This is a genomic window from Streptomyces qaidamensis (genome assembly GCF_001611795.1).
GTDB lineage: Bacteria > Actinomycetota > Actinomycetes > Streptomycetales > Streptomycetaceae > Streptomyces > Streptomyces qaidamensis.
This window is the reverse complement of record NZ_CP015098.1, coordinates 3,136,943-3,156,953: the sequence shown is the minus strand read 5'-3', so window position 1 is coordinate 3,156,953 and position 20,011 is coordinate 3,136,943. Positions and strand designations below refer to the sequence as shown.

Below are 20,011 nucleotides of genomic sequence, written 5' to 3'. Positions count from 1 at the left end.
GGGTGCAGCGAATTGCCGGGGAATGCGAACAGCGGCGGTGTTCCAGGGATATTGGTGACGGGGCGCTATCGGTTGGTCGAAAGTATCGGCCAGGGGGGAATGGGGCGGGTGTGGCGAGCCGCCGACGAAATACTCGACCGGCCCGTCGCCGTCAAGGAAATGCGGATCGACGGTCTCGACGCGGAGGACAGCAGGACCCGCCGCGAACGCACCCTGCGCGAGGCCAGGGCCACGGCCCGGATCGACCACCCCAACGTGGTACGGGTCTACGACGTGGTCGACGAGGGCGAACGCCTGTGGATCGTCATGGAGTTGGTCGCGGGCCGCTCCCTCGAACGGACCCTCGCCGAGACGGGCCCGCTGAGCCCCGGCGAGACGTCACGCATCGGACTCGGCCTGGTCGCGGCGCTGCGGCAGGTGCATGAACGGGGCGTACTGCACCGGGACATCAAGCCCGGCAACGTACTTGTGGAACACGCGGACGGGGTGGCCGGATCCGGGCGCGGCAACGGCACCGGTCCCGGCCGCGCAGGGCGGATCGTCCTCACGGACTTCGGGATCGCCGCCATCCAGGACGCCAAGGCGCTCACGATGGTCGGCATGCTGGTCGGCTCGCCCGACTACATGGCCCCCGAGCGCATCTCCGGCCGCCCCCAGGGCCCGCCGTCCGACATCTGGTCCCTGGGCGCGACCCTCTGCGCGGCCCTGGGCGGCCGCTCCCCGTTCTCCCGCGACACCACACTGGCGACACTGCACGCGGTCCTGTACGAGGAGCCGGAACTCCCCGCCGCGGCGGGGCCGTTGCGGGACATCCTGACGTCCCTGCTCGCGAAGGAGCCGATGGCCCGCCCGGACCTGGAGGCGCTGGAGACGGCGCTGCGACCGGTGGCGTTCCCCACCCCGACGCCGACGGTCGCGGTGGTGCCGCGGGACGCGGAGCCGCCAGGAGTACGGGAGCCGGAACCGGAACAAGTACCGGAGCCGGAGCCGGAGTCCGAGACGGACGGGGAGTCCGCACCGGGTCTGCCGCCGGAGCCCGCCCCACACCTGGACACCACCCTCGGAGGGCCACAACCGGCCCTGGACCAGCAGTCGCGGGCACCTGCGCCCACACCCCCGCAGGAGTCACCGACCCCCGCCTACCTCCCGGCGCCCCGGGACCCCCGTCGGCCCGCCCCCGTCCCGGGCCCGCACCCCGCACACACCACACCTACGGAGGCGTCCGCGCAGCCCAGGGGCCCACGCCCCGTCTCCCTCACCCGCGCACAGGCGGAGACCGAGCGCCGCCCCCACTCCGCGCCCACGCCGATGCCGCCGGGCGAACTCCCCGGACCGGCCATCCCGGCCGCGCCCGGCGCGCGTCCCCGCCCCGGCGCGGGCCGTCGCCGTACCGTGCTCACCGCCGCGGCAGCCACCCTCGCCACCGCCGGCACCGTCGTCGGCATCCTGCTGGCGACGTCAGCAGGCTCACCGGGAGACGACGACACTCCCCGCGCCGGATCCTCCGCGTCCGCGCCGGCCACCAGCGGCGGCACCACCGCCCCCTCACTCACCGTCGAGGGCACCACCCGGCCGCAGACCCTGCCGCCCGGCACACACCGGGAAGCCGGCGGGTTCGCCTGGGCGACACCGGACGGCTGGCGGCGGGACGTGAAGACGGGCGCGGAAGTGCACTACACCTCCCCGGACGGCGCCCAGGAACTGGTCGGCAAGTCCTCCCTGGCCCGCGGCGACCTGCTGGAGACCTGGCAGACCTCGGAGCGCAACGCCCACCAGGGCCAGGACTACCGCAAGATCCGCCTGGAGGAGACCACGTTCCGCGGCCACCCGGCGGTGGTCTGGGAGTACACGTTCACGCTGAAGGGCGTCCACTGGCACGCCCGTCTGCTCGGCTTCAACGTGACCGGCAAGTCGTACCAGGTCAACACGTGGTACGACGCCGGGATCGAGCAGGACGCACTCGCCACCTACAAGAAGGTCAGGGACAGCTTCACGGTGCTGTAGGCGGCCGTGGGAAAACGAGAGGGGCCTGCGGCGCGTGCGGCGGCACGCACCACAGGCCCCCGTCACGACGAACGGTGAGGCGGTGGCCGGAAGGGTCAGCCGGCCGACACCTCGCTGCGCTCCTCGCCCTGAGCCTGCGGGGCGTCGGCGGCCGGCCGGCCCCCACGCAGTCCCTTCTTCACGAAGGCGATGACGAGCACCACCGCGGCGACGAGCAGCGACAGCAGGATGGTCTGGCGCCCGTCGTGCTCGGTGTCGGTGAGCATGTAGCCGAGGATGAACACGATCAGCGCGGCGGTCGCCCAGGTCAGATACGGGTACAGCCACATCTTCACCACGAGCTTCTCGGGCGCCTCGGCCTTGATGATCTTCCGCATGCGCAGCTGGGAGAAGCAGATCACCAGCCACACGAACAGGGCGACCGCACCACTGGAGTTCACCAGGAACAGGAAGACGGAGTCCGGGAACTTGTAGTTGAAGAAGACGGCCACGAAGCCGAAGGCGACGGAGGCGAGGATCGCCGTGCGCGGCACGCCGTTGGAGGTCGTGCGGGCGAAGGCCTTCGGCGCGTCGCCGCGCTGGCCGAGGGAGAAGGCCATGCGGGAGGCGGTGTACAGGCCGGAGTTCAGACAGGACAGCACCGAGGTCAGCACGATGAAGTTCATGATCTGACCGGCGTGCGCGATGCCGAGGGAGTCGAGCGCGGCGACGTAGGAGCCGTCCTTGGTGATGGCCTTGCTGTCCCACGGAAGCAGGCACACGACGACGGCGATCGAGCCGAGGTAGAAGACGGCGACACGCCAGATGATGCTGTTGGTGGCCTTGGTGACGGCCTGCCGCGGGTTCTCGGACTCACCGGCGGCCAGGGTGGCGATCTCGCTGCCCATGAAGGAGAAGACGACGAGCAGCACACCGGTGAGGATGGCGCCGGCCCCGTTGGGCAGGAAGCCGCCGTGCTCGGTGAGGTTGCTCAGCCCGGCCTGCTCACTGTCCACACCGGGCAGCAGCCCGAAGACGGCCAGCCCGCCGATGACGATGAACGCGGCGATGGCGACGACCTTGATGCCCGCGAACCAGAACTCGAACTCGCCGTAGGAGCCCACGGAGACCAGATTGGTGGCGGTCAGCACCACCATCACGATCAGGGCCCAGCCCCACTGGGGCACGGCCGGGATCCAGCCCTCCAGGATCACGGCACCGGCGGTCGCTTCGACCGCCAGCACCACGACCCAGAAGAACCAGTACAGCCAGCCGATGGAGAAACCGGCCCAGGACCCGAGGGCCCGGTCGGCGTGTGCGGAGAAGGAACCCGAGGTCGGGTTGGCGGCCGACATCTCACCGAGCATCCGCATCACCAGCACCACGAGCGTGCCGACGAGCGCGTACGACAGCAGGATGCCGGGCCCGGCGGTGGCGATACCGGAGCTGGACCCCACGAAAAGTCCGGCGCCGATGACACCGCCGATGGCGATCATCGAAAGGTGCCGGTTCTTGAGCCCGGCCTGCAGCCCGGAGCCCTCGGCTCCGGGCTCTCCGGGGCCTCCGGGGTCGTTTCCGGTCTTGTTCAGAGTCGGCTGCGAGGTCATGGAACGGATTTCCTTTGCGCCGGGGAGCTGTACTTCCGTACGAAACGCACGAGCCGCACGAACGGGGTGTTTCGCGGCATGGCGGTGCACGGGGGGCTCGTACGAGCGGTGTACGAGCCGGTCCAGTGAATCGGAGGCGAACGAATCGGAGAACCTTTGAATCCAGATTGTTACTTGAGGTTTTCCTGAGGTTCAGTAATGTGGCTCACATTTGCCTCGGGTTTTCAGGAGCGACACCCCGCGCGCCTTCCCCGAAACACCCGTGTCACACTCGTCCCATGCGCGTGTACCTCGGCTCGGACCATGCGGGCTACGAACTCAAGAACCACCTCGTCGAGTGGCTGAAGCAGGCGGGTCACGACCCCGTCGACTGCGGCCCGCACATCTACGACGCTCAGGACGACTACCCGCCCTTCTGCCTCCGCGCAGCGGAGCGCACGGCCGCGGACCCCGACGCCCTCGGCGTCGTCATCGGCGGCTCGGGCAACGGCGAGCAGATCGCCGCGAACAAGGTCAAGGGCGTCCGTGCGGCCCTCGCCTGGAGCGAGGAGACGGCGTCCCTGGGCCGCCAGCACAACAACGCGAACGTCGTCGCGGTGGGCGCGCGCATGCACTCGCAGGACGAGGCGACGAAGTTCGTGGAGACGTTCCTCGGCACGCCGTTCTCCGGTGACGAACGCCACATCCGCCGGATCGACATGCTGTCCGCCTACGAAACGACCGGCGACCTGCCTCCGATTCCCCCGCATCACCCGCAGCAGTAGCCGCCCGACCCGGCCTTGAGAAGCCGGGTCGTGCAGGAGCCACGCAGTAGGTGGGGCGGAGCTGTCGCCCGGTGTGGAGTGCCGAGCGGGCTGCGCCCCCCTGTCGCGAGCGGGAGTTGCGCCCCTCTGCGTCGAGCGAAAGCTCCACTCCTCTGCCGCGAGCGGAGCCGAGTCCCCTGCCATGAGCGGGAGCTGTGCTCCCTGCGATGAGCGGGAACTCGGCCCTTCTGCCGAGAGCGGGAGCTGTGCCCCCTGCGTTGAGCGGGAACTCGGCCCTTCTGTCGAGGGCGGGAGCTGTGCCCCCTGCGTTGAGCGGGAACTCCGTCCCCCCTGCCGCGAGCGGGAACGCCGCCCCCTGGCAGGGCCGGAGCTCTGCTGGGGAGGGCTGGGGCAGACCCCGCGGGGGTGCCGGGGGCGGAGCTCCCGAGAGGGGTGCAGGGGACGAAGTCCCCGCCGGGGTTCGGGGCGGAGCCCCGAGGCGTTTCGACCTGGTCTCTCGACCGACCGTGTCGGGTGGGCGGGTGGGCAAGGCCGCCTGGGGCGGAGCCCCGAGGCGTCTCGACCTCGAATCCTCGATCGACCGCGTCGGGCGGGTGGGTGGGAAAAATCCACCGGGGCGGAGCCCCGAGGCGTCGGCCTCGGCCTCTCGACCTCGGTCTCTCGACCGACCGTGTGTCGGGCGGGCGGGTGGGCAAAGCATCCCGTTCCAGCCACCGGCAGGCAACCGAACCGACCCAGGGGAGACCCCGTGCCCGAAGGCCACACCATCCACCGCCTCGCCCAGGACTACGCCACCGCCTTCCTCGGCACAAAGCCCCGCACCACCAGCCCCCAGGGCAAGTTCACCCCCGCCGCCACCCTCCTCACCGGCACGGAACTCACCCACACGGAAGCTCACGGCAAACACCTCTTCCTCGGGTTCCGCGACACCGACTGGATCCACATCCACCTCGGCCTCTTCGGCAAGGTCACCTTCGGCCCGGCCCCCGAGCCACCCCCCCCCGACACCGTCCGCCTCCGCCTGGCGAACGACACCGCCTACGTCGACCTCCGAGGCCCCACCACCTGCGCCCTCATTACACCCCCGGAGAAGCAGGCGATACACGACCGCCTGGGCCCGGACCCCCTCCGCGACGACGCCGACCCGGACACCGCGTACCGCCGCATCACCCGCAGCCGTACGACGATCGCCGCCCTCCTCATGGACCAGAAGGTCATCGCCGGCGTGGGAAACGTCTACCGCGCGGAGGTCCTCTTCCGGCACCGCATCGACCCGTACCGCGCCGGCAAGGACATCACCCCCACCGAGTGGCACGCGATCTGGACCGACCTCGTCGACCTCATGCACGAGGGCGTCCGCAACAACCGCATCGACACCGTCCGCCCGGAGCACACCCCGGAGGCGATGGGCCGCCCGCCCCGCGTGGACGACCACGGCGGCGAGGTGTACGTCTACCGCAGGGCCAACCTGCCCTGCCACATCTGCGGCGGCGAGATCCGCACCGCCGACCTCGCCGCCCGCAACCTCTTCTGGTGCCCGTCCTGCCAACGCCCCTGAGCCCCGCGGCCGGTGAGGACCCCCGCCCTCAGAAACCGTGCGGCAACCACGGAGCCACGCCGGTCCCGAACCCCAGGGAAGCCTCCGCCAGCGCCCCCCGCCGTACCTCCCGCACCCGCCCGGCCACCCCCAACGAGGCCAGCGACACACCCCCGAGGTACGCGGCCCCCAACTCCCGTACGCACAGCACGAGATCCGCCGCATCCGCCGTACGCCCGCAGGACGCCCCCTTCGCATCCCCGCTGAGCCGCCAACGCCCGGAGTTCCAGGGGCAGAACGCGTCCTCCACCTCGAACACCACGTCCACCGGCGCCTGATACGTCCGCGCCTCCAGTGCGGCCCCCAGGTCCACCGGCCGCAGGTACAGCGAGTCCAGAACTCGCGGCCGGCACCGCCGGATGTCGGACACCCAGTGCCGCCACGCCTCGTCCACCGGCCGGCCCCGCCCCCGCACCACCAGCGACGACGTCAGGTCGATGCCGAACAGGAACCGCCACAGCGCCGCGTCCGCCGCGGGGTCCAGCGCCGCCGAGCTCTCCAGGATCACCGTGCCGTCGGGCCCGGCGGCATCCCAGTCCGGTTTGACGCGGAACCGCGCGTACCCGACCGTCTCGCCGTCCCGCTCGGCGAGGACGCACTGCAGGGGCGACGCTCCTCCCCGGTCGCTCTCCGGGTCGAGCAACTCGAGCCGCTCCCAGCCGGGCTGCCGTGCCAGCATCCCGGGCCGTGACGGGACCAGCCGGGCGTACACCGCCTCGCACGCGTCGAGCACATCGGCAGGTACGGCGTAGCGCACGCGCACGTCATCCGTGCCCGCCGGCAGCGACGTGAGCCGCACCCGGGTCGTGTCGATCTCGGCGCTCAACTGGAAGGTGGCGGCCCCGTACCCGAACCGGCCGTAGATCGCCGGTTCGGAGGCCGTGAGCACGGCCAGCGGCTCACCCGAGGCCCGGACGTCGTCCAACTGCCGCCGCATCATCGAGGTCAGCACCCCGCGCCGGCGATGGGTGGCGGCCACGCTGACCATGGTGACGCCCGCGGCCGGTACCGAGGCGCCGCCGGGCACCGTGAGCCGGAAGCTGAACGCCCCGGCCGTCCCCACGCACTCGTCCCGGTCCCAGGCGCCGAGGGAACGGTCGACCTCGGTCAGCGAGTTCCACAACTCCCGCTCCTCGGCGGACTCCGGCACCCCGCCGAAGCCCCGGATCAGGGTGTCGTACCACTTGTCCCACTCATCCCGCCGAAGTACCCGAAGGCCGGGCGCGGAACCGGTCGCGTCAGTCGCCATGGGCCATGCCTACCAGGGAGATGCGGGACGAGCGAGGGAATTTCTCCCGGGTGGCGGCGGAGCGGCGCACCGTGAAGTTCACTGTGAAGTCGGCCCTCGGACGGGGGACAAGTGGGACCTCACGTGCCAAGCGGCTGGTCCGATGGATAGGGTCCCGAACTAATGGCATCAGGACGAGAGCGGCGCGCGGAAGCCGAGACGTTCACGGCCCGGTTGAAGAAGCAGTGGCACCGGGTCCGCGTCGGCGTGCGCCGAGCGGCCGTGGACTACTTCCGAGGCAACGGTTCGGACTGGATCGCCCTGGTCGGTCTGCTCCTGACCGTCCCGCTGATCGCGGCGGCCACCCTGGCGAACTCGGTGTGGTTCTCACCGTCCGCGCTGGTGCTGCCCGTCGTCGTGGGCGGGCTGCTGCTGCGCCCGGCGAGTCTGCTCGGCCTGTACGCGGCCGCGGCCACCGCGCTGATCGTGGAGTCGGTGCAGCTCGGCCCGTACACGGAGGGTCCGTCGCGGGTCACCCCCGGCGTCGTCCTCGTGGTCGCGGCCTGCGGCTTCTTCGGGCTGCTCCTCGCCCAGTTCCGCAGCCGGGTCGGTGTGCCCTGGCGGCGCGGCGGCACGATGCTCTTCGACCTGCGTGAACGCATCCGGGTGCAGAGCAAGCTGCCCGACCTGCCGGGCGGCTGGCACCGGGAGATGGCCCTGCGCCCGGCGGGCGGTCAGTCGTTCTCGGGCGACTTCGTGGTGGCGGCCCGTACCAACGGCGGCCGCACGCTCGAGGTCGTCCTCACCGACGTCTCCGGCAAGGGCATGGACGCGGGTTCGCGCGCCCTGCTGCTGTCCGGCGCGTTCGGCGGCCTGCTCGGCTCCCTTCCGCCGCACGCCTTCCTTCCGGCCGCCAACGGCTACCTCCTGCGCCAGGACTGGGACGAGGGCTTCGCCACCTCCATCCACCTGGTCCTCGACCTGGACTCCGGCGACTACGAGCTCTACTCCGCGGGCCACCCGCCGGGCCTCCAGCTCAGCGCCGGCACCGGCCGCTGGGAGGAGAAGGCGGCCGAGGGCCCGCTCCTCGGGGTGTACGACGGCGCCCAGTTCGACCCGGTGAAGGGTTCGCTGCGGCCGGGCGACGTGCTGATGCTGTTCACGGACGGCCTGGTGGAGACCGCCGACCGCGACATCGTCGAGGGCATCGACCGCCTCACCGGCGAGGCCGACCGCTATGTGGCCGGCGGCTTCCACGGTGCCGCCTGGCATCTCATCGAGGCGGTCGCCAAGGACGTCAACGACGACCGGGCCCTGCTGCTGATCTGCCGCGAGGGACCGACGGCGGCCACCCCCCGCTGAGGTGGGGTTTTCCCCAGGTCGGTTGGGCGGTCGTCCTCATGGTCCGGCCGCACTCCGGTTCCGTACGTTCGAGACGCACCGGCGCACCGGTGCGGACGACTCGGATCCGGAAGGACACACATGTCAGGCGACTGGGCCGTGGAACTGCACGGCATCCGCAAGCGCTACGGACGCGGCCGCAACGCCGTGCACGCCCTGCGCGGCGTCGACCTCACCCTCCGGCACGGCAGTTACACCGCGGTGATGGGCCCCTCGGGCTCCGGCAAGTCCACGTTCCTCCAGTGCGCGGCCGGCCTCGACCGCCCCACGGCCGGCACGGTCCGCCTGGGCGGCACGGAGATCACCGGCATGAAGGAGAACAAGCTCACGGCCCTGCGCCGCACCCGGATCGGTTTCGTCTTCCAGGCCTTCAACCTGCTGCCCTCGCTCACGGTCGAGCAGAACGTCGTCCTGCCGATGCGCCTGGCCGGGCACCGTCCCGACCGCCGCCGGGCCGCCGAGGTGCTGCACCAGGTCGGCCTCGCCGACAAGGCCCGCCGTCGCCCGGGCCAGCTCTCCGGCGGCCAGCAGCAGCGGGTGGCCATCGCCCGCGCCCTGGTCACGCGCCCCGACGTCGTCTTCGCGGACGAGCCGACGGGCGCCCTGGACACCACCACGGCCACCGAGATCCTCACCCTTCTGCGCGGGGCCGTCGACACCCACGGCGCCACGGTCGTCATGGTCACCCACGACCCTGCCGCCGCGGCCTGGGCCGACCGCGTCCTGTTCCTGTCGGACGGCGAGATCGTCGACCACCTGGACCGCGAGGGCGCCGCCGGTCACCACCTGGACCGCGAGGGCGCTGCCGGTCACCACCTGGACCGCGAGGGCGCTGCCGGTCACCACCTGGACCGCGAGGGCGCCGCCGGTCACCACCTGGACCGCGAGGGCGCTGCCGGTCACCACCTGGACCGCGAGGGCGCTGCCGGTCACCACCTGGACCGCGAGGGCGCCGCCGGTCACGACCCGGGCCGCGCCCACGCCGACCGCATCGCCGCCCGGATGTCCTCCCTGGCCGCGCCGCGCGCCCACACGAAGGCGGCCGCCTGATGCTCGCCCCCAACGGCCTCGCCCGGGCGGCCCTCCGGTTCCGTCCCGCCGCGTTCGTGGGCACCTTCGTCGCCCTCGTACTGGCCGCCACGATCGTGTCGGCCTGCGGCATCCTGCTGGAGACGGGCGCGCGCGCCACGGTCCCACCCGAGCGCTACGCGCGCGTCCCCGCCGTGGCCGCCGCCGAGCAGCGGGCCGGAAAGCCGGACGAGAGCGACGCGGTGCCGGACCGGGCCCGCCTCGACGACTCCCTGGTCGCGAAGGCCGCCGCGGTCCCTGGAGTGCGCGCGGCGATCCCCGACGTCACCTTCCCGGTGCTCACGCCCGAAGGCAGGCTCACCGCCCACGGCTGGGGCTCCACCGCCTTCACCGGTGAACGCCTCACCACCGGCCGCGCCCCCGGCCCCGGCGAGGTCGTCCTCGCCCAGCGCGGGCACGCCTCGACCGGTGACACCGTCACCCTCACCCTCCCGGAGGGCCCCCGCACCTACCGCGTCTCCGGTACGGCCGCCGCCCGGAACACCGTCTGGTTCAGCGACGCCGAAGCCGTCCGCGCCTCCGGCCACCCCCACCGCGTCGACACCATCGCCGTCCTTCCCGACCCCGGAGTCAGCGCCGCGGCCCTCGACTCCCGCCTCACCCGCGCCCTGGGCGGCCGGGCCGAGATCCACACCGGCGACGACCGGGGCACCGTGGAGGACCCCGCCCTCGCCGAAGCCCGCGAGGTGCTCATCGGGATCGGCGGCTCCTTCGGCGGCGTCGCCGCCATGGTCGCCGTCTTCACCGCGGCCGGCACCGTCGCCCTCGCGGTCGGCCGCCGCGCCCGCGAGTTCGCCCTGCTGCGCGCTGTCGGCACCACCCCGCGCCAGATCCGCCGCACCATCGCCACCGAGGCGCTGCTCGTCGCGCCGGTCGCGGGCGCACTCGGCTGCCTGCCCGGAATCGCCCTGGCCGCCTGGTGGTTCGGGCAGCTGAAGAACAAGGGCGCTGTTCCGGAACCCGTCCATCTCACCGTCTCCTGGATCCCCCTCACCGTCACGGCCGGGACCGTCCTGCTCACCGCCCTGCTCGCCGGATACACCGCGGCGCACCGCAGTTCGCGCATCAAGCCGGGCCAGGCACTGAGCGAGGCGTCCGTGGAGCGGCTGCGCCCGGGCTGGATCCGCACACCGCTCGGCGTGGCGGCGGCGGCCGGCGGCTTCGTGTGCGCGGGCCTGGCCGCCTCGGAGTCGGGCGAGGACGCGGCCAACGCCGCCCTCGGCGTCGTCATGCTGTTCATGCTGGCCGTCGCCCTGCTGGGCCCGCTGATCGCCCGCGCCTGCGCGTCCCTGCTCGGACTGCCGCTGCGGGGCGCGGGGGCCCCCGCAGCCCTGGCCGCCGCCAACTCCCGCACCAACGCCCGGCGTCTGGCCTCCGCGATCACCCCGATCGTGCTCGCCATGGCGTTCTCCTCCGTGCTGGTCTTCCTGCACACCAGCGAGGACCGGGCCACCGCCGAGCAGCAGCGGGCGGGCATCGTCGCCGACCACATCGTCACGGCCGACGAGGGCGCCCTGCCCCCGGACTCCGTACGACGGGCCGGGCAGACCCCGGGGGTCACCGCGGCCGTCGGCCTGCTGAAGACGTCCGTCCTCGTCCGCAGCTCGGGAGTCCTGACCCCGGTCTCCGCGCAGGGCGTCACGGGCTCGGCCCGAGACCTGGCCGCCGTGCAGGACCTGGACGTCGAGAAGGGCCGGCTGTCGCTGAAGCCGGGCGAGGTCGCCCTCGACGCGTCCGTCGCCGAGAACGCGAACGTCGGGGTCGGCGAGCGCATCCGCATCCATCTGCCCGACGGCACCAGGGCCACCCCGCTGGTGGCGGCGGTGTACGGCCGCGGCCTGGGCCTGTCCCAGGTCACCCTGGACCGCGGTGACCTGGCCCGCCACGTCAGTTCCGCGTTCGACACCGAACTGTGGGTCAAGGGCGGTACGGCGAAGGCGCTCGCCCCGCTCGGCCGTGTCATGGACCGCGCCGACCACACCGCCGCCCAGTCCCTCGACCGCGAGCTCAACGCCTGGGCGAACACGGTCATGGCGGCCGTCCTCGGCGGCTTCGCGGCGGTCGCCGCCGTCAACACCCTGGTGATGACGGTCCTCGACCGCCGTGGCGAACTCGGCACGCTCCGCCTGCTCGGTTCCACCCGCCGCCAGGTGCTGCGCATGGTCCGCTGGGAAGCGCTCCTGGTCGCCGTCGCGGGCATCGCGCTCGGCACGGCGATCGCCCTGGCCACGCTGGTGCCGATGATGAGGGGCCTGACGGGCCGGGGACCGTACATCCCCCCGCTCGTGTACGGCTCGTTCGCCGCCGCGATCCTCGTCCTCGGCCTGGCCGCGGTCACCCTGCCGGCCCGGGCGGCGCTGCGCGGGGAGACACTGGAGCAGTGACCGAGACATCCCGTATGACCCTGGCCCAGGTCGAGGCCACCGCCCGCGCCGCACACACCGGCCAGACCGACAAGGCGGGACGGCCCTACGCCGAACACCTCCGGGCGGTGGCGGAGGGCGTCCGGGCGCGGGGCGGCGACGACGAGCAGATCGCGGCGGCCTGGCTGCACGACGCCGTCGAGGACGACGCCCTCTCCGCACAGTGGCTGCGCGAGGCCGCGCTGAGCAGCCGTACGAAGGACATCGTCCTCGCGGTCACCAAACGGGCGGGGGAGCCGCCGGAGGCGTACGCCGCGCGGATCCTCGCCACGCCCGGAGCGCTCCTGGTGAAGGAGTCGGACCTGGCGCACAACGCGGACCCTGCCCGTCTCGCGGTCCTCGACGCGGCGACCCGGAAACGACTGACCGAGAAGTACGCACGGATGCGCGCACTTCTCGGTCTCGTCGGATGAATTGCGTTGTGAGGGTCAGGCGTTGACCTTCTCGGGCTCGCGCTCGCGCCGCTCGGCGCCCTGGCGTTCGCGGGCGAGTTCGGCGGCGTCCTTCTTGAAGGCCCAGTCCATCTTCGGCTCCATCGCGAACCGGAACATGCGCTGCACCGGCTTGGTGCACAGCACCGTCACGACGGCGGCCGCGAGGGCGGTCACGAGGATCTCACCGGCCGGGTGGTGCAGCCAGGACGCCTCGAACCAGCCCTGGTAGTCGCCGGCCTTCACCAGGAAGCCGTGCAGCAGGTAGCCGTAGAGCGTGCCGGCGCCGAGGGCGGTGAACCACATCTGGCGGCGCGGCACCCAGGCGAAGAAGCAGGCCGTCAGCACCAGGGAGCAGCCGAACATCGCGAGCACCATGACGGGGCCGGTCCACCACGGGGCGCCCAGCTCCTGCGCGGCGTCACGGTGGTAGAACCACGCGGTGTTCATACGCGGCACCGCCCACCAGCTGAAGGCCAGCGCGACGGCGAACAGCGGCACCGAGGCGATCCGCACCGAACGGCGGCGCACCATGTGGAAGTGCTCGGGCTTCATCACCAGGCCCAGCACGAAGAACGGCAGGAACTGCAGGACGCGCTGGAGGTCCAGGTCGTCACCGATCTCCGGGGTGACGGTCGCCAGCATGGCGAGACCCAGCGCCAGCGGCAGCGGCCAGCGCACCAGGTTCCAGATGGGAGTGGTCAGACGCCAGATGAACAGCGCGACCAGGAACCAGGTCAGGTACCAGGGATCCAGGAGGCTGATCTCCTGGTGCGGGTCGTTGTCGATGACCCGCTTGAAGAGCGGATAGGCCGTCTCGAAGATGATGTAGGGCACGGCCACGCCGGTGATCAGGCGCTTCAGCCGGTCGGGCCGCATGTCGAAACTGCGGGAGAAGTAGCCGGAGATGAGGATGAACGCCGGCATGTGGAACGCGTAGACGACCTGGTACGCCGCCTCCAGTATCCGGCTGTCGCCCTTGAGCGGCTCCCAGGCGTGACCCATGGCCACCAGCACGATCGCGAGGTACTTCGCGTTGTCGAAGAACGCGTCGCGCTGCTTGCCGTTCTGCTTCTTCTGCGTGCTGTGCGGCGAGCGGGGGCTCGGCACTCCGTCGGCCGGTGACTGTGCCGGGGGAAGTGGCGCCCTGCGGTCGCCGTTCGGTCGCAGCGAGTTCGTCACAGACCCTCCCACCAGGAGCTCGGGGAGACGATCCGGGACCTCGCTGCGCGTGCGGGGGACGAGGCAGCGTGGAACATCTGAGGCACCCTAGCGTTCCCAACAGCTATTCGTAAAACGCCGGAAGTGATTCCTGGCTATTCGCTGCGGGTACCCCGGATTACGGGTGGTTGACGTCACTGCCGGAGTGATGGCCGACACATCATCCGAGGGCGGATTGTGTGCACCGCCTGGGTCCTGCTTGTCATGATACTTCCGGACTAAGCGACGCATAAGACCAGCAGGCGACTCCAGCGGAATGTCCGCTTCAGCCCTCTTCGGGCCCCTGCTCGAACGTCCGTTGAGGGGCTTGTGGTGGCAATTCGCATTAGCTGCGAACACGTTGTGTGGAGACGGAAACGATACGGCCGAATTCCCTGTGCGGGTGGCTCGTCGAATTGCCGTGCGACTCTTCGCCGTTGAGACCTTGCACACAAACGTCCCCGCGTGGCTGAGTGCGACACGTGTGTGGTCGATGCGTCACCGGCCGCATAGCCCGGCCGTGTTGGTGGCACGATGGTTCTGGCGGGGGTGCGCGGGGTCGCGTCCCCGGGCCGGGAGAGCGGACCGACCGAGGGTGTGTGATCAGTTGTGGCCATTTCACTGTCTGTGGTGCTGCTGTTGGCGATCATCCTTGTGGTGTTGCTGAGAGGGGGATCCCTCAAGGCAGGGCCGGCGATCGTGGCGGTCCTGTTCGGCTTCTTCCTCGCCTCGACCGGCATGGCCGACGACATCCAGCGGTTCCTCAACTCGATAGCGCAGACCATCAACTCCATCAGCTTCTGACCGGGACGCCGACGCCCCCTCCCGCGCCCCGCGCTTCGGGCCCGGCGCAGGGGCGGTTACGCTCGCCCCGACCACAGGACGGTGCGTGACGGGGGGAACGTACAGGGATGGCGCTGCGCGACTCTGACCCGGCGGAGGTCGGCGGCTACCGCACCGAGGACCGCCTCGGATCCGGCGGCATGGGCGTGGTCTACCTGGCCCGCTCCGCCTCCGGCCGACGCCTCGCGATCAAGGTCGTGCACAGCCAGTACGCCGACGACGACGAGTTCCGCACCCGCTTCCGCCGCGAGGTCGCCGCCGCCCGCCGGGTCAGCGGCGCCTTCACCGCCCCCGTCGTGGACGCCGACGCCGACGCCCCGCACCCCTGGATGGCCACGCTCTACATCCCGGGGGCGGACCTCGGCACGCACGTCCGCGAGCACGGCCCGCTCCCGCTGCCCCGCCTGCGCGGCCTGGCCGCCGGCCTCGCCGAGGCCCTGCGCGACATCCACCGTGCCGGAGTCGTCCACCGCGACCTGAAGCCGGCCAACGTGATGCTCGCCGAGGACGGCCCGCGCGTCATCGACTTCGGCATCTCCCGCGCCGCCGACCACGCCGCCTCCGACGTCCTCACCCAGACCGGCCGCGTGATGGGCACGCCGCCCTTCATGTCCCCGGAGCAGTTCGCCTCCCCGCAGGACGTCGGCCCGGCCGCCGACATGTTCTCCCTCGGCTCGGTCCTCACCCACGCCGCCACCTGCCGCGGCCCGTTCGACAGCCCGAGCCCCTACGAAACGGCCCTGCGGGTCGTCGAGGGAGAACCGGACCTCACCGGCGTCCCCGCCGAACTGCTCCCCTTCATCCGTCTCTGCCTGGAGAAGCACCCCAAGGACCGCCCCGCCGCGGACGAACTGTTCACGCTGCTCCGCGACGGCGGCACCCCCGGTCCGCTCCTCGTACCCGGCACCCGCGCGCCGCGCCCCGTACGTCCGTGGCCGGGCGCCCGGCCGACCGAGCCGGCCGGCACGGCATGGCCCGACGCGGCCCGCACCGGGCGGGGTGAAACGTCCCACGCGCTGCCCGAGGAGGCGGACGGCGAGCCCGGCGCCGAGCGGCACGAGGCGCGGCGCCCCCAACCCGACAGCACCCCGACGGAACAGCGCCGGCCGCCACGGGACCCGGACGGCGCACCCGGGCCCGGAACGGAGCGCACCCGTAGCCGCCGCAGACACGGGCTGCTGCTGATCTCGGCCGCAGCGGCCGTGGCACTCGCCGCGATCGTCACCACCACCGTCACCCTGATCCGCGACAACGACCGCCCGCCCTCCTCCACCGCCAGGGCGGCCGACCTCCCCGACGGCTGGAAACCGTGGGCCGCCAGGGCGAAGGTCCCGAAGGACATCGGCAGTGGCATGGGCCGCGAGTCCTTCCAGAACTGCGCCGTGGTGGACACGTCCCTGCTCTGCGCCGGTGCCCAGGTCATGGCGACCCGCTTCGACCTGGCCGGGGGCCGCAACACCTGGACCCGGCCGGTGGACGCCACCGCACCGCGGACCCTGACCAGCGACCAGGGCTCGATCATCGGCACGGGCCGCGGCCGCGTCTACGCGTACCAGGTGGACGAGAGGGAGATGGCGGACGGAGCCGGGCCGCTGTTCACCTACACGGTCTCCGCCCTGGCCGCCGGCACCGGAAAGGTGCTGTGGCGGACCGAGACGGCCGACGGCCAGATGGCGAGCGCCCCCGACGGCGAACAGGGAGGCGCCGTCGCCGTCCCCGAAGGCGTCGTCACGTCCTACGGCGCCCAGGGAGAGCAGTACGCCCTGCTCGACAGCGGCACGGGCGAAATCCGCTGGAAGCGCCCCGAGCCGCAGGGCGCGGACAACTGCCTGCTGCGCGCCGCGGCCGAACGCGCCTACCTGATCTGCACCACCGGCAGGTGGGAGCAGGGCACCGCCAGGACCACCGTGTCCGAGATCGGCACGTCCGACGGCAAGCTCCGCTGGTCGGTCGAGGCGAAGGGCGCCCAGGACCTGCTCGGCCGGGACGGCGACAGCCTGGTGCTGTCGAACACGTACTCGCCCGGCAAGGGCCTGACCCTGCTCGACGTCTCCTCGCGCGAGCTCACCGCCGTGCGGGTCTCCGGCAAGCAGGCCGAGGCGTCCGGCGCGTACCTCCGGCGCGGAACCGTCTACTTCACCCGGGGCAGCGGCGGCGTCAGCGCGGTCTCGCCCCGCACGGGCCGGACCCTCTGGGACAGCAATTCCAGCGTGGAGCAGCAGGGCCCGCCGGCCGCCTCCGCCACGCACGTCTACTTCGCGTCCCCCAGTGGCCGGGTGGCCGCCCTGAACGTCTCCACCGGCAGGATCGAAGGCACCCGCGACGGCCGCGACGACAGCGGCGATCCCGACAACACCTCCGGCGCCCCCCTCACCCTGGTCGGGGACGCCCTGTACATCCCGTACGGCGACCGCTCCGTCTACACCCTGGACGTCCGGACCCTCTGAATCAGCGGGCCTGACACAGGAACGATCCCCGGCCGGGAAACGATCAGGGCCAGGCGGAGGAATGATCCTCTGACCTGGCCCTGAGCCGTATGGAGCGGGCGACGGGAATCGAACCCGCGTAGCTAGTTTGGAAGACTAGGGCTCTACCATTGAGCTACGCCCGCACAGCACGCGCCGCAGGTCGGGTGACCGCGGCACTGAAGGCATCGTAGCGGGTCGGCCCCCTCGGTCGCACACCGCATTCCCGCCGGAGCCGACGCGGCACGGACCCTGTGGAAAAGCGGCCGCCGCACCGCTCGTCGGCATGTACCCTACGTGTCGCACCAGACGGGGTGTGGCGCAGCTTGGTAGCGCGTCCGCTTTGGGAGCGGAAGGCCGTGGGTTCAAATCCCGCCACCCCGACCAGCCACCCGATCATTCGCGTGATCGCCCATCCGATCATTCGCGTGATCGCCTTTTGGGCGGTGTAGGCGCTGCCGTTACTATGCAAGCTGCACGCCCGTGTGTCTCAGCGTCTGAAGTCTCCGGGCGGCGAAATCCGCCGGGCCGTTCTGGCCCCGGCAGAAACCAAGAAGTCAGCCACAAGGAGACCGAACCGTGAAGAGCGCCGTGGAGACCCTGAACCCGACCCGGGTTCGGCTGACTGTCGAGGTGCCCTTCGAGGAGCTCAAGGACAGCCTCGACGCGGCGTACAAGAAGATCAACCAGCAGGTCACGGTGAAGGGCTTCCGCAAGGGCAAGGTCCCGGCCCGGGTCATCGACCAGCGGTTCGGCCGCGGTGCGGTTCTGGAGGAGGCGGTCAACGACGCGCTTCCCAAGTTCTACACCGACGCGGTCAACGAGGCCGAGCTCAGCGTGCTGGGCCAGCCCGAGGTCGACATCACGGAGCTGAAGGACGGCGAGACGCTGAACTTCACCGCCGAGGTCGACATCCGCCCGGCCATCGAGATCCCGGACTTCTCCGGCATCGAGGTCGAGGTCGACGCGGTCGAGGTCACCGACGAGGACGTCGACAAGGCCGTCGAGGAGCTGCGCGAGCGCTTCGCCTCCACCGCCCCGGTCGAGCGTGCCGCCGAGGACGGCGACGTCGTGACGATCGACCTGCAGGCCAAGGTCGACGGCGAGGTCCTGGAGGACGGCGTCGCCGACGGCGTCTCCTACACCATCGGCTCCGGTGAGCTGCTGGAAGGCATCGACGACGCCGTGAAGGGCCTGGAGGCCGGTGGCGAGGCCACCTTCACCTCCGAGCTCAAGGGCGGCTCCGCCGCCGGCAAGGAGGCCGAGGTCACCGTCAAGGTCACCCAGGTCGCCAAGCGTGAACTGCCCGAGCTGGACGACGAGTTCGCTCAGCTCGCCTCTGAGTTCGACACCATCGAGGAGCTGCGCGCGGACAGCCGCAAGCGCCTCGAGAACATGAAGCAGTACGACCAGGCCACGCAGGCCCAGGAGCGCGTCCTGGAGAAGCTGCTCGACCTGGTCGAGGTCCCGGTCCCCGAGAAGCTGCTCGAGGACGAGATCAACACCCGCAAGCACAACCTCGAGCACCACCAGCTGGGCCAGATGGGCCTCGACCTCCCGAAGTACCTGGAGATCCAGGGCAAGAGCGAGGAGGAGTTCGACGCCGAGACCAAGGAAGCCGCGGTCAAGGGCATCAAGACCCAGTTCGTGCTCGACGAGCTCGTCAAGCAGGAGAAGCTGAACGTCAACCAGGAGGAGCTCACCGAGCACCTCATGCGCCGTGCGGCCTCCTCCGGCATGTCCCCCGACCAGTTCGCCCAGGCGGTCGTCGAGGGCGGCCAGGTTCCGCTCCTGGTCGGCGAGGTCGCCCGCGGCAAGGCCCTGGCCGTCGTGGTCGAGAAGGCCACGGTCAAGGACACCAACGGCGAGGTCATCGACCTCGACGACGAAGAGGACGAGACCGGGACCGCCGAGACCGAGTCCGCCGAGGCCGAGGCCACGGAGGCCTCCGCCGAGGAGAAGACCGAGGGCTGAGCCCCGGCAGCGGTGAGTCCGTGAAGAAGGCCCTGGGGCATGCCCCAGGGCCTTCTCGCCACCCAGGGGGGCAAGCGCACTCCAGGGGCGCGGGGAACTGCGCGACAAGCCCGCACCCGCCCGCGGTCGGGCGATTTCCGCACCACCCACGACGAGACCGCACGGCGCCCCGGCGGAGCCCACCGCGCTACGCCCCCGGCGAACACTCCCATCTCCGGGATTCCCCGAAGGGACCCGCGCGTTAGGGTCCATGAATACGAGGGCAGTGGAGTCCCCGAACGGCTCCTAGCCCCTAGGGAAACGTGAGACGGCCCGGCGCCGTCGTAAGACGAGCAGGTGGATACGTGACGAATCTGATGCCCTCAGCCGCCGGCGAGCCCTCTATCGGTGGCGGCCTCGGCGACCAGGTCTACAACCGGCTGCTCAACGAGCGGATCATCTTCCTCGGCCAGCCGGTCGACGACGACATCGCGAACAAGATCACCGCGCAGCTGCTGCTCCTTGCCGCCGAGCCGGACAAGGACATCTACCTGTACATCAACAGCCCCGGCGGTTCCATCACGGCCGGTATGGCGATCTACGACACCATGCAGTACATCAAGAACGACGTGGTGACCATCGCCATGGGTCTCGCGGCCTCGATGGGCCAGTTCCTGCTCAGCGCGGGCACCCCCGGCAAGCGCTTCGCGCTGCCGAACGCCGAGATCCTGATCCACCAGCCCTCCGCCGGCCTGGCCGGCTCGGCCTCGGACATCAAGATCCACGCCGAGCGGCTGCTGCACACCAAGAAGCGCATGGCCGAGCTGACCTCGCAGCACACCGGCCAGTCGGTCGAGCAGATCACCCGCGACTCGGACCGCGACCGCTGGTTCGACGCCTTCGAGGCCAAGGAGTACGGCCTCATCGACGACGTCATGCCCACGGCCGCCGGTATGCCGGGCGGCGGCGGCACCGGGGCCTGAGCGGGCCCCACGGGGCCTGTGGGGCCCCGTGAGGCCCGCGGAGC

The 20,011-nt window shown here is 71.5% G+C and carries 13 protein-coding genes, 2 tRNA genes and 1 pseudogene; 12 read left to right on the top strand and 4 right to left on the bottom strand.

All coding sequences use genetic code 11. From position 1 onward, the window contains the following. Positions 1-54: 54 nt before the first annotated feature. Entirely contained in the window at positions 55-2,004 is a 1,950-nt protein-coding gene (locus A4E84_RS13790) for a serine/threonine-protein kinase (RefSeq protein WP_470661504.1), read from the top strand. A gap of 95 nt (positions 2,005-2,099) precedes the next feature. On the opposite strand, the gene A4E84_RS13785 is transcribed toward A4E84_RS13790, so the two are convergent. After that, positions 2,100-3,590 (bottom strand): amino acid permease, encoded by a 1,491-nt coding sequence (locus A4E84_RS13785; protein ID WP_062926857.1) that lies wholly within the window; start codon positions 3,588-3,590, stop codon positions 2,100-2,102. A 278-nt stretch (positions 3,591-3,868) separates the two neighbouring features. On the opposite strand from A4E84_RS13785, the gene A4E84_RS13780 reads away from it, so the two are divergent. Together A4E84_RS13780 and A4E84_RS13775 are read left to right on the top strand one after the other, a co-directional pair. Continuing rightward, the gene (locus A4E84_RS13780) at positions 3,869-4,354 is read left to right on the top strand and encodes a ribose-5-phosphate isomerase (protein WP_033314244.1); all 486 of its coding nucleotides are present in this window, start codon (positions 3,869-3,871) and stop codon (positions 4,352-4,354) included. 748 nt (positions 4,355-5,102) lie between these two features. Then, the gene (locus tag A4E84_RS13775) at positions 5,103-5,912 is read left to right on the top strand and encodes an Fpg/Nei family DNA glycosylase (protein WP_062926856.1); all 810 of its coding nucleotides are present in this window, start codon (positions 5,103-5,105) and stop codon (positions 5,910-5,912) included. Positions 5,913-5,940: 28 nt separating this feature from the next. Here the strand turns inward: A4E84_RS13775 and A4E84_RS13770 are convergent, their stop codons facing one another. Further along, on the bottom strand, positions 5,941-7,200 hold the full coding sequence (locus A4E84_RS13770; RefSeq protein WP_062926855.1) for a GNAT family N-acetyltransferase: 1,260 nt from the start codon (positions 7,198-7,200) through the stop codon (positions 5,941-5,943). 162 nt (positions 7,201-7,362) lie between these two features. On the opposite strand from A4E84_RS13770, the gene A4E84_RS13765 reads away from it, so the two are divergent. The 4 genes and pseudogenes from A4E84_RS13765 (at position 7,363) to A4E84_RS13750 (ending at position 12,505) form a co-directional block, all read left to right on the top strand. Then, positions 7,363-8,541, top strand: a complete 1,179-nt coding sequence (locus tag A4E84_RS13765) for a PP2C family protein-serine/threonine phosphatase (protein ID WP_062926854.1) — start codon at positions 7,363-7,365, stop codon at positions 8,539-8,541. A 120-nt stretch (positions 8,542-8,661) separates the two neighbouring features. Next, positions 8,662-9,354, top strand: a pseudogene (locus A4E84_RS13760) (ABC transporter ATP-binding protein); the annotation flags it as partial. A 275-nt stretch (positions 9,355-9,629) separates the two neighbouring features. Then, positions 9,630-12,053 carry an ABC transporter permease gene (locus A4E84_RS13755; protein WP_062926853.1) on the top strand — a complete coding sequence of 808 codons (2,424 nt, stop codon included), beginning with the start codon at positions 9,630-9,632 and terminating at the stop codon, positions 12,051-12,053. A 14-nt stretch (positions 12,054-12,067) separates the two neighbouring features. Then, a complete protein-coding gene (locus A4E84_RS13750) occupies positions 12,068-12,505 on the top strand; it encodes an HD domain-containing protein (RefSeq protein WP_062926852.1) in 438 nt (145 codons plus the stop codon). Between the two features lie 15 nt (positions 12,506-12,520). Here the strand turns inward: A4E84_RS13750 and A4E84_RS13745 are convergent, their stop codons facing one another. Continuing rightward, entirely contained in the window at positions 12,521-13,633 is a 1,113-nt protein-coding gene (locus A4E84_RS13745) for an acyltransferase family protein (RefSeq protein WP_237304904.1), read from the bottom strand. Positions 13,634-14,332: 699 nt separating this feature from the next. Here A4E84_RS13745 and A4E84_RS13740 point away from each other — a divergent pair. After that, positions 14,333-14,527, top strand: a complete 195-nt coding sequence (locus A4E84_RS13740) for a hypothetical protein (protein ID WP_030836210.1) — start codon at positions 14,333-14,335, stop codon at positions 14,525-14,527. 107 nt (positions 14,528-14,634) lie between these two features. Further along, positions 14,635-17,013, top strand: coding sequence for a protein kinase domain-containing protein (locus A4E84_RS13735; RefSeq protein ID WP_062926850.1), 2,379 nt, complete (start codon positions 14,635-14,637; stop codon positions 17,011-17,013). Positions 17,014-17,103: 90 nt separating this feature from the next. Here the strand turns inward: A4E84_RS13735 and A4E84_RS13730 are convergent. Then, positions 17,104-17,177: transfer RNA gene (locus tag A4E84_RS13730), tRNA-Gly, on the bottom strand. A 164-nt stretch (positions 17,178-17,341) separates the two neighbouring features. Between A4E84_RS13730 and A4E84_RS13725 the strand changes: the two genes are divergently transcribed. From A4E84_RS13725 to A4E84_RS13715, 3 genes are all read left to right on the top strand, one after another. Next, a tRNA-Pro gene (locus A4E84_RS13725) sits at positions 17,342-17,418 on the top strand. Between the two features lie 192 nt (positions 17,419-17,610). Continuing rightward, complete coding sequence (gene tig, locus A4E84_RS13720; RefSeq protein WP_062926849.1) at positions 17,611-19,005, top strand: trigger factor; 1,395 nt, start codon at positions 17,611-17,613, stop codon at positions 19,003-19,005. Positions 19,006-19,361: 356 nt separating this feature from the next. Next, positions 19,362-19,967, top strand: a complete 606-nt coding sequence (locus A4E84_RS13715; RefSeq protein ID WP_062931438.1) for an ATP-dependent Clp protease proteolytic subunit — start codon at positions 19,362-19,364, stop codon at positions 19,965-19,967. The last annotated feature ends 44 nt before the right edge of the window (positions 19,968-20,011 follow it).

Bases quoted from the DNA above. Each gene is read 5' to 3' on its own strand.
- A4E84_RS13765 (WP_062926854.1), top strand. From the start codon at position 7,363: ATGGCATCAGGACGAGAGCGGCGCGCGGAAGCCGAGACGTTCACGGCC.
- A4E84_RS13755 (WP_062926853.1), top strand. From the start codon at position 9,630: ATGCTCGCCCCCAACGGCCTCGCCCGGGCGGCCCTCCGGTTCCGTCCC.
- A4E84_RS13750 (WP_062926852.1), top strand. From the start codon at position 12,068: ATGACCCTGGCCCAGGTCGAGGCCACCGCCCGCGCCGCACACACCGGC.
- A4E84_RS13780 (WP_033314244.1), top strand. From the start codon at position 3,869: ATGCGCGTGTACCTCGGCTCGGACCATGCGGGCTACGAACTCAAGAAC.
- A4E84_RS13715 (WP_062931438.1), top strand. From the start codon at position 19,362: ATGCCCTCAGCCGCCGGCGAGCCCTCTATCGGTGGCGGCCTCGGCGAC.
- A4E84_RS13785 (WP_062926857.1), bottom strand. From the start codon at position 3,590: ATGACCTCGCAGCCGACTCTGAACAAGACCGGAAACGACCCCGGAGGC.
- A4E84_RS13770 (WP_062926855.1), bottom strand. From the start codon at position 7,200: ATGGCGACTGACGCGACCGGTTCCGCGCCCGGCCTTCGGGTACTTCGG.
- A4E84_RS13735 (WP_062926850.1), top strand. From the start codon at position 14,635: ATGGCGCTGCGCGACTCTGACCCGGCGGAGGTCGGCGGCTACCGCACC.